This is a genomic window from Paenibacillus sp. J2L1-98 (assembly GCF_056269405.1).
Map to the genome: position 1 here is coordinate 185,977 of NZ_JBWDNW010000006.1, position 14,441 is coordinate 200,417.

The following is a 14,441-nucleotide window of genomic DNA, read 5'->3' on the forward strand; positions in this document are numbered from 1 at the left end:
CGTCAAGGGTGTGACGTGAGGATGGGTTTAATGCCCTTGCAATCTTTATTTACTATTTACCTCAGATTTTTTTCTAAAAATCTGAGCTATGCTCTCCGAGACGCTTCAAGACACTCAGAGAGAAGGAAAGCATAGCTCGCATTTTTAGCATCTCGGAAGAATGCGATAAAAAAATAAAAAATAGGATAGGGTGAAATCAAATGAAAAAAGTGAGAAAAGCTATTATTCCTGCTGCAGGACTCGGTACCCGGTTTTTGCCGGCGACGAAAGCGATGCCGAAAGAAATGCTTCCAATCGTTGATAAGCCCACCATTCAGTACATCGTAGAGGAAGCAATTGAATCCGGGGTAGAAGACATCATCGTCGTGACTGGTAAAGGTAAACGGGCGATTGAAGATCATTTTGATATTGCGTTCGAGTTGGAATATACCTTGGAGGAAAAAGGGAAATTCGACATTTTGGAAAAAGTTAGAAAGTCTTCCAATGTAAATCTTCATTATATAAGGCAAAAAGAAGCGAGAGGGCTCGGGCACGCCGTATGGTGCGCACGCAATTTTATCGGAGACGAACCGTTCGCTGTGCTGCTTGGCGATGATATCGTAGAAGCCGAAGTGCCTTGCATCAGGCAGCTGATTGAGCAGTATGAGCGTACCGAACGTTCGGTCATCGGCGTTCAAACCGTCAATGCGGATCAGACAGACCGGTACGGGATTGTCGATCCTGGCGAGGCGATGGATCGTCTGTATCAAGTGAAACGTTTTGTAGAGAAGCCTCCGAAAGGACAGGCTCCATCCAATTTGGCCATTATGGGCCGATATATTCTGACCCCGGAAATATTCGATTACTTAGGGCAGCAAGAGATTGGCGCTGGCGGAGAAATTCAGCTAACCGATGCGATTCAAAAGCTGAATGTAGATAAAGGCGTTTACGCTTATGACTTCCAAGGCAAGCGCTATGATGTGGGTGAAACACACGGCTTTATTATGACAACGGTCGATTTTGCGCTTCGGAATAAAGATCTTCGACACAAGCTTATGAGCGAGCTTGGAGAATTATTGGAACGGGAGCATGTGAAACAACAATTAATAGGCATAGGGGGTGAATAATGATGCGTCCCCAATATCGCGATGAAGTGGTATTGAATAACTCTACTAATTTATATGAGAATTCCCTCCATTCGGTGTTAAAACGTACCCTTGACATTACCGGATCGCTGATTGGATTAATTCTGTTAAGCCCGCTGTTTGTTATCATTGCCATTCTGATTAAATTAGAGGATCCGAAAGGCTCCGTATTATTCTATCAAACAAGAATCGGCAAGAACGAGAAGCCATTCCGGATGTATAAATTCCGCTCCATGGTAAGCAATGCGGAAGAAAAACTGAAAGACCTTCTCGCTCAGAATGAAATTCAAGGCGCTATGTTCAAGATGAAGAACGATCCGCGTATTACGAAAATCGGGAAGTTCATTCGAAAAACAAGCATCGATGAGCTCCCCCAGCTGATCAATGTGCTCCGAGGCGATATGGCTTTGGTAGGTCCAAGACCACCTCTTACAAGGGAAGTTGCGGAGTATACTGCTTACGACAAACTGCGTTTAACGGTTAAACCTGGTTGTACAGGACTTTGGCAGGTAAGCGGCCGTAATGAATTAAGTTTTAAAGAAATGGTTGAACTGGACTTGAAGTATATCCAAAATCGCAGCATTGGGGCCGACTTGAAAATCATTTTCAAGACATTCAGAGTACTCCTGGGGGCAAAGGATGCTTTCTAAGGTGGGAAATTGATGAAAAAGATGATGTTTATTACGAACCGGCTTCCATTTCCAAATACGGACGGCAGAAAAAATCTGCTTCAGCAGTACATTCAGCAAATCAAAGATATATATCCCGAATGTCAGATCGTGAACTTGTCTTTCGTTGATGACGCTAAGTACCTGAAGGATCAGCCGGATGCGATTTCTCGATTGGTATGTCTGAAATTGCCCGGTATGGCCGAAAAACTGTTCAATGTACTGGTTTATTCCTTGTTAATGCGGAAGTGGCCGCTGCAAGTATCCGTTTATTACTCCCGGAGAACACATCGGCTGATCAAAGAAATGATCGAGGAAGAGCAGCCGGAATTCATCTTTTACGATATGGTGCGGGTAGCGGAATACGTTACGGACGGAACCTCGCAAAAGGTGCTCAGCTACGATGATCTTCTGTCATTGCGCTATGAACGGCAGCTTCAATGGTTTCAATACATTCCGTCCGTATTCGGCGGCTTTTCGGATAAGCTCCCAGCCGGTATCAAGCGGTTTGCAAATTTGAAGTTCATTCAAAAATGGCTTGTCGCTTTCGAAAGCAAGCTGCTGCACAAGTACGAGAAAACGGTAGCTGATAATTTCCAGCATCTTATCTTTACTTCTCCTAAAGAAGCGGAGACCTTCCGGGATATGGTCCAACATCGGTCTTGTCTCGGCATCCCGATGAGATTCGACCCGGATAAGAAAATAACGGGGAATTCTCGTAAGTATGACAGGAACAAGATCGTCTTTGTAGGGAAAATGGACATCCCGCATAATAGCTCCGCCGTCGTCTATTTCTGTGAGAAGATATGGCCCAAGATGAAGCAGCAGGCACCGAAAGCAAAGTTTTATATCATCGGAAAAAATCCGACTGCCGAAGTGCTTCAACTGCAGAAGAACTATCCTGACATTATCGTAACTGGCGAAGTGGATAACGTTAAGCGGGTCGTGAGCGATGCCGCATTAATGATCGCGCCGCTGCTTTTTGGCACAGGAATTAAAACGAAGATCGTCGAGGCTATGTCCTGGGGAGTCCCGGTCGTAACCAATCCGATCGGCGGAGAAGGCATCAACGCAATCAATCATGAGGATCTGTTCGTCTGTGAAACGGATGATGAGATGGTACAAAATGTTCTCCTATTATTGAACAACGAAGAGATAAACGAAAAAGTTTCGCGCAATTCGATCCGTTACGTGACCCATCATTTCAGCAGCTCCGTGACCCGTAAAAATCTGGAGTTGATTCTATCGTAGGGACATTGCGCAAAGAGCAGGTGTTGGTTATTCGAAATCTTGTTATTGCGCTATTTATGTTATCCCTGACGCTCTTGACGTACGACAGTTTGCCATTTATCCAATTCTCGGTCTATAGGCCAATATCGATGTTTCCGATGTTTCTCGCTTCTATCTTGCTCCTGTTTACCGAATTCAGGTTTAAGAAGTGGGATATATTCCTTCTCGTTTTCGCGATGTATAGCATCGGGCATTCTATGATCGTTGCGACGAGAAGCGGTGATATTACCAGCAGTGTGTCGCATATTATCACGCTGCTGTTTGGTCTTTCTATGTATCGGGTAGCGGTATATGCCGCTGAACAAGCGAAAGAAGATCCGGAGATTATAAAGAGTATCGCCAAATGTATTGCTGTAGCCTTTATTCCTCCGCTTGCAGCCGGATTTCTGCAGCTATTCGATGCATTTTTCGTCCGAAACGGGTTTTCCGGAGCCTTTACGGGACTGTTTGCGGATAAAGTGTATCTCCGGAGGATTCAAATGTTGTCAGGCGAGCCATCCTGGGCGGCGATCCATATGCTGAGCGGCGGGCTAATCATGTTCTTCCTGTATAAACAGGGGTTCCGAAAGCAAATGTATCTGCTTATCGCTACTATGCTGCTTATGATACTTTCCTTCTCCGCTTACGCGTACACCGTACTGCTGACCGCGCTGGTCATTTATGTACTGATAACGAACAAGAACAGGGGCCGGATGCTGGTTGTTCTGGCTGTCTGCGCTTTTGTTATTGTTGTAGGCGTGCCTTATCTGATCGAAACGTTCAAGGTAAGCGGCTATTTTACAGATCGGTTTCAGTTCAATTTCAGTCAATTAATAAACAATGATAATTCATTTTTTATTCGGCTGGTATATCCGGCCATCGGTTTTATGGAATTTGCCAGACATCCAATTTTTGGGGTGGGTGGCGGATTTTATTATACAGAGTTTGCCTCCCTCCTACAGCAGCATTTCAGCAGCGGATTGAAATTCAGTGAAGTTTACGATCTGGTATTTAATGATCCCTATGCAGCAACGTCGAGAAATATGGTGTCGAAGGTGTTCGCTGAGGAAGGCCTTATCGGGGTTATCCTTTTTGGAGGATTTCTGGTTTCGATTTTTCGCAGCTGTGGGGCAAATTCGTATTCGAAATTCGCTTTTGCGTTATGCATTTCACTCGTCATGAACTTTGATTCTTATGCGTTTCTGGATTTCTGGTTGTTGTTCGGGTTCATCCGCGGGGGAGGGTTCGAAACGGAAGCTATACGTACTGGTATGCCTGCACGTGTACCCGTTCGGGTTAAAGGTCCGATACCACCTGTTAGACCCATCTATAGCGAATGGAGACGAAGGGCATGAAAATCGTTATTGTAAATAGTTTGTACAGCCCGCATATTATTGGCGGTGCGGAAATATCGACACAAATCTTAGCCGAAACGTTTGCAACAGCAGCGGCTGACGTTCATGTCATTACGACAGGAGCACAAAAGAGAAGCGCCGGTATAACGTCAGAGTTGATTAACGGGGTTACCGTTCATCGTGTTCCTTACAACAATATGTATTGGATCGGCGATTCGGAAAAACGCGGCAAGCTGAGTAAAGTGGCCCGCAGACTTATCGATCTTTACAATCCCATGCAAATCGGAACGGTGGCGAACCTGATAAAGGAATTAAAACCTGATCTGGTTCATACTCAGAATTTGTCCGGTTTCGGGGCTGGGATATGGACAGCTTTCTTCAAAGCAGGTGTGCCGATCGTTCATACATTAAGGGATTATTCGCTTATCTCGCCTGTCAGCTCGCCAATATCGAGCCCACTGATGTCGCGGATATACAGACTGACTTCCCTTGGATTCAGCAAACGGGTATCCGCGGTTGTTGGTATATCTTCGCATATTTTGAATCGACATACGGAAGAGGGATTGTTTCCGAATGCTGAACATCTGGTCATTCCGAACGTAGTTGATGGGGACATCGTCGCGGGCGAGAAGGATTTCGCCCGTAAGCCGCTTCGCATTGGCTATTTCGGCAGAATCGAACCGGAGAAGGGCGTCCGTGAATTAACTGATGCCATCCGTTCGTTACCGAGAGAGATGATTGAGCGACTATATGTATGCGGTGAAGGCAAGCTGAAAGAAGAGCTATCGGAATCGTGCGGGCATGACGACCGCATCGTGTTCACCGGTAAAGTGAAGCCGAAAGAGGCGCGGGAGCTCATGGCCCAGGTAGATGTCACCGTTGTTCCTTCGATTTGGGAAGAGCCGTTCGGGCGGGTCCTCATCGAATCCTATCAAGTCGGTACGCCCGTATACGCCTCAGCAGTAGGAGGAATTCCGGACGTTGTGCCGGATCGTCAATTTCTTTTTGCTCCAGGCAGTTCAGGAGCTATCCAAGATAAGTTAAAGGAATATTACTTATTCTCGGATGAAGAGAAAAGAACGATACAAAGACAAAGTCTGGAACACAGTCTCAAGTTCACCAAACAATCGCTGCTTGAACGGCATACGGAATTATATAAATCGGTACTGTCACAGGTAACCGGTATTGCACAATCGGAGAAGACTTTTTCAAATGGAAAAAAAATAAAGGCCGATGTGGGAAGGTAATCTATGGCACAATTGGCAATCCGTAAAGTATTAAAAGGGAATGGTCTTGTTCAAACGATTTTGCGTACAAGCGCAACTAATTTTATGGTGATGGTCGTAACCACGCTGACCTCCATCGTGACAGCGAGAATGTTCGGCGTCGCAGGCAAAGGGGAATTTTCGGCGATTCTGTTCTGGGCGACCTTCTTAGTAGGGGTTGTTGGATTCGGACTTCCCACTTCCCTTATTTACAACATGAAACAGCATGTCGGCAAAGGAGCGGAGTTCATCAGGGCAGGTTTTCTGTTCCAACTCCCGGTCAGCATCATTGTCGGCGTGATTTCATGGATCTATCTTCCGGTTTGGCTGGGTAACTATTCTGCCGACGTTATTGAGACCGCCAGGTGGTACACCGTGCTGACGCTGCCGCTGCTGCTTGCGGTCAATCTGATCGCGGCACTTGCGCAAAGTACGGACAACTTCAAAATCTATAACGGTGTGAGGTTGTTTGTTCCGATTTTTAATTTGGCGGGTATCGTCGCACTCTTTATGATCGGAGTGCTAGATATCCACGCTGCCTCGTTTGTCTACCTGATCACGACATTGTTAGTCGTCATTTGGTCCTTGTTCCAACTGAGGGGCGAGCTGAAAATCAATTGGTTCAAGCGGATGGTTGACCGTGTAGCGGCAAAGTCGTTGTTCGGTTACGGAAGCAGGGTATTTGGTGTCGAGCTGCTGGGAACCTTGTATTCGCAGTTTGACAAAATCATTATATTGTCGCTGCTCACGCCGCGGGATTTCGGTCTGTATAGCGTCGTGTATGCTCTGTCCCGCGTTTTCAATACGGTTCAGATGGCCATCTCGAATGTCATCTTTCCGAAATTGACTGGGCTTGACAAGGACAAGATTATCTCAACGGTCGGCCGGGCTTTCCGGTTATCGCTTATCCTGATGACGATCGTGGTCGTACCGAGTATATTCATCGGCAGATTCCTGATGGGTATTTTATTCGGTAAGGAATTTCTGGAGGCCAGCACCGCTTTCTATCTTCTATCATTTGAATGCATTCTCGGCGGCGGATCTTGGATTCTGGCAGCTTCGTTCAACGCATTGGGCCGTCCTGGTCTCGTGCTAATCCGGCAAGTTATAGCACTTGCGATTACGATCGGACTATTTTTTATATTTACCCCTTTATACGGTCTGAACGGAATTGCCCTTGCTTTATTAGTCGGTGCGTTGGTGAGAATGCTGATCACGATAGCTGCGATGAGGGTCGTGTTTAAGGTAAGGTTTGCCGGTATGCTTTTTGATAAAGACGATTTCCGCTTTTTGATCGGTCGTCTGAGAGAAAAAAACATCATTAAAAGAGCGGGAAGAGCAGGTGGAATGGATGAGTAACCCAACAGTTTACATGTGGCCAAAAGTTAGCGAGTATAACAAATACTCTGAATTGCTGACAAAGTCCATCGAGGATAACGGTTTGCAGGTGGAACATTACGATACGAAGAACACCCTTAAACCTGCAAAGGGAGACATCGTTCATATGCATTGGCCCAGTTACTCGTATCGGGCATCCAACTTCCCCCTAACGATCGTGAAGTCTCTGTTATTTGCAGGACTTCTTTTGTTTTTGAAAGTTCGGGGTGTACGGTTATTTTGGACCGTTCATAACATTTGGCCGCATTCTACGGGAAATAAGAGATGGGATTATATGATGCGAAAGTTCATTTTGTCCGTCTGCAACAAAGGTTTCGTCATGAGTGAAGCGGTAAAACGAGAAGTTATCGAGACGTTCGGGGTGAACGCTGATAAGCTGATCGTCACACCGCATGGACATTATGTGGATGCATATGTCGGCAAAGGGACGGATATCCGTAAGCGATTCGGCATTCCGCCTGAACAGTTTCTCTTCTTATTTATCGGCAGAATCAACTCTTATAAAGGAATTGAAAAGCTTGTCGAAGCTTTTGTATCGCTTAAGATGGAGTCGGCTGGACTGCTGATAGCGGGAAAAGTGGATGAGGGTTATAAATTGGATTACATCGATCCGATTAACGACGGCAGCATCAAAGTTTATCCTCAGTTTGTGGATGATCACGAACTTGTCGACTACTTACATGCAGGTAATGTTATGGTGCTCCCTTATAACCAGATAACGACTTCCGGAAGCGCGATTCTGGCTCTTTCTCATTATAAGCCGGTTGTTGCGCCCAAGCTCGGTTCGCTCAGCGAATATGTTTCCGAAGGATGCGGAATCTTATACGATCCTGCTGACCCGGACGGATTACGCAAGGCGCTTGCGATGTCGGTCAACATGAATATGAATGAGGTAGAGAAGAACATTTCGAAAAAATTGGCAGAACTGGACTGGCAGGGTATAGCCGGAAAAATGATAAAAGTTTATACCGGAACAAAACGGTACGAGGTGAACGCATGAAAGCAACGGTAGCGATTTGCACCCATAACAGAGCTGATGATGTGAAGGAAGCTCTATTAAGTCTCTTAAGGCAAGACTTTACGGGTGCTTTTGAGGTGATTGTGGTTGACAACCGTTCCACCGACAACACCAAACAGGTTACTCAAGAAGTCAATCAGATGACAAGCATCCCGATTATTTATGTTTATGAAGAACGGCTGGGGCTCTCTGTAGCCCGCAATCGTGCGCTTCGAGAAGCGAAGGGCGAATATGTGCTGTTCTTAGACGATGATGCAGTAGCTTCCAAGGAATGGATCAGTGGAATTGTCTCCTTATTTGAGAGCGATCCACGGATCGGCTGCGTCGGCGGAAAAATCATACCCGCATGGGAAGGGGCGGAGCCAACTTGGCTTTTGCCGGAAAACCGGACGCTTTATACCATTTTGGACTATTCAGATGAAATTGTAGAAATGCAAAAGCCGTCCATACCATTCGGAGCCAATGTAGCATTCCGCAAATCCGTCTTCCAATCGCTTAAACCCTTCCGCGAGGATCTGGGCAGAGTGGGGAGCAACCTGCTTTCAAGCGAGGAAGCCGAGCTCATTGATCGAATCCGCAGCCGCTATACCGTCTATTACACACCTCATGCCTGGGTGCGGCATAAAATTCCGCGCAGCAGAGTTAGCAGAAAATGGCTGCTGCGAAGGATTTATTGGCAGGGTGTGAGCAGTGCAGTCAGTTCGGAGCGGAAATCAGGCATTTTCGTCAAATCCGTCCTGAAGGTTCCGGTGTTCCTGCTGTTGACGATTATTTTTTTCTTCGATAAGCGTCGGATTTTCCGTAATGTAAGCAAGATTATATACAATAACGGACAGATCAACGGAGTTTTGCGCACCTATAACAACTAGAAACGAAAGTGGAGGTACATTTTGGATAGTAGAGCAAACTTAAAGAAAAATAATAGAGCACGAGCATGGCTTTATTTATTGTTGATTTCTAGTTTACTTATAACCCTTATGCCGACACACAGTTTTGCAAGCATCTCTACTTCTCCTGAAATAGTAGTTGATGATCTTGTGGATTGGAGTCAAGTCTACAAACATTCAAAGACACTTTCTTTACAAGTAGATCCAGATGCTGATGATCCTACCAGGGTGAAGAGAGGCTATGCGTCTAAGGAATACATGACCTACAAGACGAATGGTCCTCTCAGAAATTTTTCTTTATACACTTACTATCGTTCAGGAAACGGGACGTACGATCATCCGAATTTTTATGTTTCCGACGATGGTATAAATTACGAGATCGTGACTCCGCAAATTTACAAAGCCGGAGATATGAATTTTGTCGTGTATGAAGTAAAAAATTTACGTTGGGATACAAGATATTTGAAAATAGAATACACGGGCAGCGATATCGTTAACTCGCCGGTAGTTGGGAAAGCGGTGCTGAATGGTGCATTGGGCGTAAGTTCCAACCTGCCTTCGGGGTCCGTCCCTTACGGCAGTATGGTGATGCTGGAAAGAGCAACTGCCGGCGATACCGTATATTACACCACGGACGGCAGCGACCCCAGAACATCTCTTACACGCAAACTTTATACTTCACCGATTAAGGTGGTGAACGAGCTTGCGTTGAAGGTTATCGCCGTGAACCATTCGGCTTCGGGCAGATCAGCGGCCAGCAGGGTTGCCACTTACCGGTATATGCCGGAAGGTTCTTTGAATACAGAAGTCGGATTGAATGATACGCTCGAAAACTTCAAACAGATTTACAACCGCTCAAGGATATATATTTTGAAAAATAATCCTTATGACTTCGGCAATGATTCGAATCGGATGGTGCGTACTTCAGCTAAGCCTGGAAACATCGTATATCATACGGATTACGATATTTCTTCCTTTATGGTTTACAGCTACTTTTTCGCTGGAAATGCCATCGAGAAAAACCGGTTCTTTATCTCGGAGAATGGGAAGGATTATACGGAAATTTCTGCTGAAGCCTATTCGGTAGACTATCCGGTAGCCAATTGGCAGAAGTACGCTTACGAGGCGTCGTCACTGCCGGCGGGCACGAGGTATTTGAAAATCGAGCTGCGCGGACCGGTGTCATGGTCGCCTCAAGTTTCGAATGTGACTTTCAATCGAAACACGGCTTCCGTGGACGTTGAGTCAACCAGAAGTACCGATTCACTGGAGACTGTACTGTCCACGGCTTCGAGCGGGGCAAAAATTTATTACCGTTTGAATAAGGGGCCAGCTTTCGAGCCATATAACGAACCGCTCCAACTCACTGGTTATAACGAGCTGGAAACCTATGCGGTTACGAATGGTATGGAGCCAAGTCCCATCCGTAAATATACGCTCAACGCAAGCGACCAAATTAAAGTGGACAGGTTCGGTCAAATGAAAGCTGCCGGGTTTCCTGAGAAGGTGACTAACGAACAGCAGCTGGAAGCGGATGCCGGGGCAGACGCCTCCTATTACGGCGGTTTAACACCACCTTCGGACCGGGACCGTTACGGTGGTCTGGCAGGCAGCGCGGCAAAAAACGGGTTGCAAAAAACGGGCTTTTTTGCAATTCAGCAAATGGGAAGCCGCAAAGTGATGACAACACCGGAAGGCAATCTCTTTTTCAGCTTAGGGGTGAACGGACTTACGGCCCATGAAACCTATACGATGGTAAAGGGTCGAGAGGAGCTGTTCGAATCTATTCCTTCTCAAGAAGAGGAATATAAACCGGCATTTATCGATTCCGATAACTTCTCATTCTATTTGGCTAACAAATACCGGAAAACAGGGGAAGTTCCAACCGAGCATGCCATATATTCGGAAGCGGCCGAGCGCCTCAAAAAATGGGGTTTTAACAGTGCGGGAGGCTATTCACCTGAAAAATACGGTAATGAGAACAACTTGCCTCACGTGCGGATGCTTCCGCTGAACAGCATGAGCTGGGCTAAGATTGACGGGATTTCGATATTCGACATTTTTGCGCCGGATGCAGAAGCCAAGATCGATAAGTCGTTTGCAAAAACAGTCAAGCCGTACAAGGACGACCCGATGCTGATCGGGTATTTCATCGACAACGAATACGATTTCCACAAGTTTTATTCCCATGTGCCGAAGCTGAAGGCAAGCCAAACGGCGATCAAAGCACGTTTGGTTAAAATGCTGAAGGATAAATATCAAGAGATAGACAAATTCAACAGCCATTGGGGAACAAGCTTCAAATCCTTTGAAGATCTGAAGGAAGCGGAGCTGCCGATCAATACTTCGGCGTCTTGGCAGGATATGGACCAATTTTTTGAATATTATCTGGATACGTTCTTCGAAACGGTTTCACGGATCTACCGCAAATATGATCCGAATCATCTTCTTCTCGGAGACCGCTGGATAACGACGCCTTTCCACAAAGAGAAGTTTCGGAGCGTTCTGGCAAAGGTAGAAGGGAAATACGTGGATGTCATCAGTATCAACTACTACACGTATAAGCTCGAAACCGATCTATTGGAAGATGTGTACAAAAAGTCGGGCGGTAAACCGATTCTGCTTAGCGAATTCGGTTACGGTACGAAGGAACAAGGATTAAAGCCTCTCCTTCCAAATTCGGCCGATAACCAGTCAGAGAGGGGAAATCGCTACCGGAATTATGTGGAGGGAGTAGCCAGTCTGGACTACATTGTGGGAGCTCATGTGTTCAATTATGTGGACCAAGCAGGCATGGGAAGATATTGGCAGGGAATTTGGGGAGAGCACTATAACTCAGGCCTTGTGAATGTCGCCGACCGTCCTTATAAGAAATATCTGGAAGAGATCATGGCGACCAACTACGACATCTACAAGGTGATGCTGAAAGAACGGCCGAAATTTTATTACGATTTCAGCCAAAAATGAGCGGAAGCATTGAAGAAATGATTTCCGGTTTTTGACCATCGAATGATAGAGAGAAAATAACGTATAGGAGAGGGTTATCATGCAAAGTACACCGAAAATTCACCCTATGGATGGACTTAAAAATGAGCTTCGCCAGATTTCGAATATCATTCCTCCGGGCTCCAACATTTACTATATCGATATTCCCGTTCACAGCAACGGCGGCGACCTGCTCATTATGAAAGGCACGGAAGCGTTCTTCAAGGATTATAATATTCGCGTCCGCGCACGCTACAGCGTGCTTGATTTTCCCGATTCACTGGTGATTCCGAAAGATCATATCATCGTGCTGCACGGGGGAGGGAACTTCGGCGACCTTTATCCTGCACATCAGAAGCTGCGCGAGAAAATTATCACCAGCTATCCGAACCATCGGATCGTGATGCTTCCACAGACGATATTTTATAAGAACGAGTCTGAATACGACCGGACGGCGCAAGTCTTCAACGGACATAAAGATATTCATCTCTATGTCCGCGACACGTTGTCCTATCGCTCGGCAACCGAGAAATTCCATAGATGCAACGTTTATTTATCACCCGACATGGCCCATCAATTATGGCCGATCCGGCACAAAGACAGCCCGGACAAAGATTTGCTCTGCTTCTTCCGCACCGATATTGAGAAAACGGTTGAGCAGGAGCAGCTCGAATCTGCGGGCCGCGGCGATTATTTGGATTGGGGCTCCCTGTATAACCGGGTGGAGCAGAAATCGATTAATCTCATTGTCAGAATGATTAAGAAAGGCGGCACTCCGCTGCCGATGCAAACGATTTGGGGCAAGTACACCGATTACCTGGTAGATAAAGCAGTCAAGCGCTTCAGCGGCTACCGGACAGTGCAGACGTCAAGGCTGCATGGCCATATCTTGTCCTGCCTAATGGACAAGCCCAATACGCTGCTGGACAATTCTTACGGTAAGAACTCCAACTATTATCATACATGGACAAGCGGCATAGGTTCCGCCCAATTGATTGTGAAGAATGAAGGAAAAACAACAAATTCGAATGCTTCGCAAATCAGTTAACTAATATTTTAGGAGGAGTCACTATGAAAATTGTTCTTCTCTCAGGAGGCTCGGGCAAACGCCTGTGGCCATTATCGAACGATTCCCGTTCCAAGCAGTTCTTGAAGGTGCTAAGGAATTCGGAAGGCGAGCTTGAGTCGATGGTACAGCGGGTTTGGGGGCAGATTGCGAGTGCCGGGCTTGGCGATCATGCTTTTATCGCAACGAGCAAGCCGCAGGTTGAAATGATCCACAACCAGCTAGGAAACGAAATTGGAGTGATTGTCGAACCGGAAAGAAGGGATACGTATCCTGCGATCGCGCTGGCTGCCACCTATTTGTATTCGGTTGAAGGCGTCAGCCTAAATGAAACGGTCGTGGTCATGCCGGTCGACCCTTACGTAGAGCAGTCGTTCTTCCACAAGACCAAAGAATTGGATCAGGTCTTGAATGAGTCGGGCGCGGATTTGGCGCTTATGGGAGTAAAACCGACATATCCATCTGAGAAATACGGGTATATCGTTCCGCAAAGCGGGACCACGCATGATGCTCCATATATGAAAGTACAAAGCTTCCGAGAGAAACCGAGCGAAGAAGCAGCAGTGGCCATGATTGAGCAGGCGGCACTTTGGAATTGCGGAGTTTTCGCATTCAAGCTGGATTTCATCATTAATATTCTGCTTTCGCACGGACTTCCGATCCAATATGACGAGATGGCGAAGCAGTACGACAAGCTTACGAAGAACAGCTTCGACTACGAGGTGGTAGAGAAAGCCAATCTTATCGTCGCACTGCCATACGAAGGGGATTGGAAGGATCTTGGAACGTGGAACACGCTGACGGAGGAAATTGCGAGCCCGCTGATCGGCAAAGGAATCATTACCGACAATTCATCCAATACGCATATTATCAACGAACTGGATATTCCGATTACGCTGCTTAATTTATCCAATGTCGTCGTCGCGGCGAGTCCGGATGGCATTCTTGTCTCGGACAAGGCGTCAAGCCCGATGATCAAGGAGGTCATGAAGCACTCGGATCAGCGTCCGATGTACGAGGAGAGGCGTTGGGGCCGTTACAGGGTACTCGACTTCTTGAAATATCCGGAAGGGAATGAAGTGCTGACCAAACGGATTTGCATAGAGCAGGGCAAAAATTTAAGCTACCAATACCATTTGCTTAGAGACGAGGTATGGACCGTCGTTTCCGGTAACGGGGAGATGATTCTGAACGATAAGCGGTTTCCGGTTAAGGCCGGAGATGTACTCGTTATATCGAAACAGAGCAAGCACAGTTTACGTGCGGAGACGGAAATGGACATCATTGAGGTGCAAACCGGGTCGGAGCTTATTGAAGAAGATATCGTCCGGCTTGCCTTCGAATGGAATGAAATTATGCAATTATGTGCCGTATAAGTGACGGGATATCAATATAGGGAGTGATGA

General features: G+C 46.4%; 11 protein-coding genes. All 11 read left to right on the forward strand.

The window, feature by feature from the left end:
• Positions 1–200 precede the first annotated feature (200 nt).
• The 11 genes from galU to AC0YNZ_RS14380 all read left to right on the forward strand — a co-directional run bounded on the left by galU (position 201) and on the right by AC0YNZ_RS14380 (position 14,411).
• Complete coding sequence (galU, locus tag AC0YNZ_RS14330; RefSeq protein ID WP_475827233.1) at positions 201–1,106, forward strand: UTP--glucose-1-phosphate uridylyltransferase GalU; 906 nt, start codon at positions 201–203, stop codon at positions 1,104–1,106.
• Entirely contained in the window at positions 1,106–1,774 is a 669-nt protein-coding gene (locus AC0YNZ_RS14335; RefSeq protein WP_475827234.1) for a sugar transferase, read from the forward strand. Before galU ends, AC0YNZ_RS14335 begins: the two co-directional genes overlap by 1 nt.
• A gap of 12 nt (positions 1,775–1,786) precedes the next feature.
• On the forward strand, positions 1,787–3,043 hold the full coding sequence (locus AC0YNZ_RS14340; RefSeq protein WP_475827235.1) for a glycosyltransferase family 4 protein: 1,257 nt from the start codon (positions 1,787–1,789) through the stop codon (positions 3,041–3,043).
• Between the two features lie 23 nt (positions 3,044–3,066).
• Positions 3,067–4,416 carry an O-antigen ligase family protein gene (locus tag AC0YNZ_RS14345; RefSeq protein WP_475827236.1) on the forward strand — a complete coding sequence of 450 codons (1,350 nt, stop codon included), beginning with the start codon at positions 3,067–3,069 and terminating at the stop codon, positions 4,414–4,416.
• Positions 4,413–5,663, forward strand: coding sequence for a glycosyltransferase family 4 protein (locus AC0YNZ_RS14350; RefSeq protein ID WP_475827237.1), 1,251 nt, complete (start codon positions 4,413–4,415; stop codon positions 5,661–5,663). The genes AC0YNZ_RS14345 and AC0YNZ_RS14350 overlap by 4 nt, the downstream gene beginning before the upstream one ends.
• 3 nt (positions 5,664–5,666) lie before the next feature.
• A complete protein-coding gene (locus AC0YNZ_RS14355) occupies positions 5,667–7,040 on the forward strand; it encodes an oligosaccharide flippase family protein (RefSeq protein ID WP_475827238.1) in 1,374 nt (457 codons plus the stop codon).
• Positions 7,033–8,079 (forward strand): glycosyltransferase family 4 protein, encoded by a 1,047-nt coding sequence (locus tag AC0YNZ_RS14360; protein ID WP_475827239.1) that lies wholly within the window; start codon positions 7,033–7,035, stop codon positions 8,077–8,079. Before AC0YNZ_RS14355 ends, AC0YNZ_RS14360 begins: the two co-directional genes overlap by 8 nt.
• Entirely contained in the window at positions 8,076–8,966 is an 891-nt protein-coding gene (locus AC0YNZ_RS14365) for a glycosyltransferase (protein WP_475827240.1), read from the forward strand. The genes AC0YNZ_RS14360 and AC0YNZ_RS14365 overlap by 4 nt, the downstream gene beginning before the upstream one ends.
• A gap of 246 nt (positions 8,967–9,212) precedes the next feature.
• Complete coding sequence (locus AC0YNZ_RS14370; protein WP_475827241.1) at positions 9,213–11,951, forward strand: chitobiase/beta-hexosaminidase C-terminal domain-containing protein; 2,739 nt, start codon at positions 9,213–9,215, stop codon at positions 11,949–11,951.
• Positions 11,952–12,030: 79 nt separating this feature from the next.
• Complete coding sequence (locus AC0YNZ_RS14375; RefSeq protein ID WP_475827242.1) at positions 12,031–13,017, forward strand: polysaccharide pyruvyl transferase family protein; 987 nt, start codon at positions 12,031–12,033, stop codon at positions 13,015–13,017.
• Between the two features lie 23 nt (positions 13,018–13,040).
• Complete coding sequence (locus tag AC0YNZ_RS14380) at positions 13,041–14,411, forward strand: sugar phosphate nucleotidyltransferase (RefSeq protein ID WP_475827243.1); 1,371 nt, start codon at positions 13,041–13,043, stop codon at positions 14,409–14,411.
• Positions 14,412–14,441 lie beyond the last annotated feature (30 nt).

Excerpts from the sequence above, each read along its gene's own strand:
- galU (WP_475827233.1), top strand. The coding sequence starts at position 201 with ATGAAAAAAGTGAGAAAAGCTATTATTCCTGCTGCAGGACTCGGTACC.
- AC0YNZ_RS14335 (WP_475827234.1), top strand. The coding sequence starts at position 1,106 with ATGATGCGTCCCCAATATCGCGATGAAGTGGTATTGAATAACTCTACT.
- AC0YNZ_RS14340 (WP_475827235.1), top strand. The coding sequence starts at position 1,787 with ATGAAAAAGATGATGTTTATTACGAACCGGCTTCCATTTCCAAATACG.
- AC0YNZ_RS14350 (WP_475827237.1), top strand. The coding sequence starts at position 4,413 with ATGAAAATCGTTATTGTAAATAGTTTGTACAGCCCGCATATTATTGGC.
- AC0YNZ_RS14355 (WP_475827238.1), top strand. The coding sequence starts at position 5,667 with ATGGCACAATTGGCAATCCGTAAAGTATTAAAAGGGAATGGTCTTGTT.
- AC0YNZ_RS14360 (WP_475827239.1), top strand. The coding sequence starts at position 7,033 with ATGAGTAACCCAACAGTTTACATGTGGCCAAAAGTTAGCGAGTATAAC.
- AC0YNZ_RS14365 (WP_475827240.1), top strand. The coding sequence starts at position 8,076 with ATGAAAGCAACGGTAGCGATTTGCACCCATAACAGAGCTGATGATGTG.
- AC0YNZ_RS14375 (WP_475827242.1), top strand. The coding sequence starts at position 12,031 with ATGCAAAGTACACCGAAAATTCACCCTATGGATGGACTTAAAAATGAG.
- AC0YNZ_RS14380 (WP_475827243.1), top strand. The coding sequence starts at position 13,041 with ATGAAAATTGTTCTTCTCTCAGGAGGCTCGGGCAAACGCCTGTGGCCA.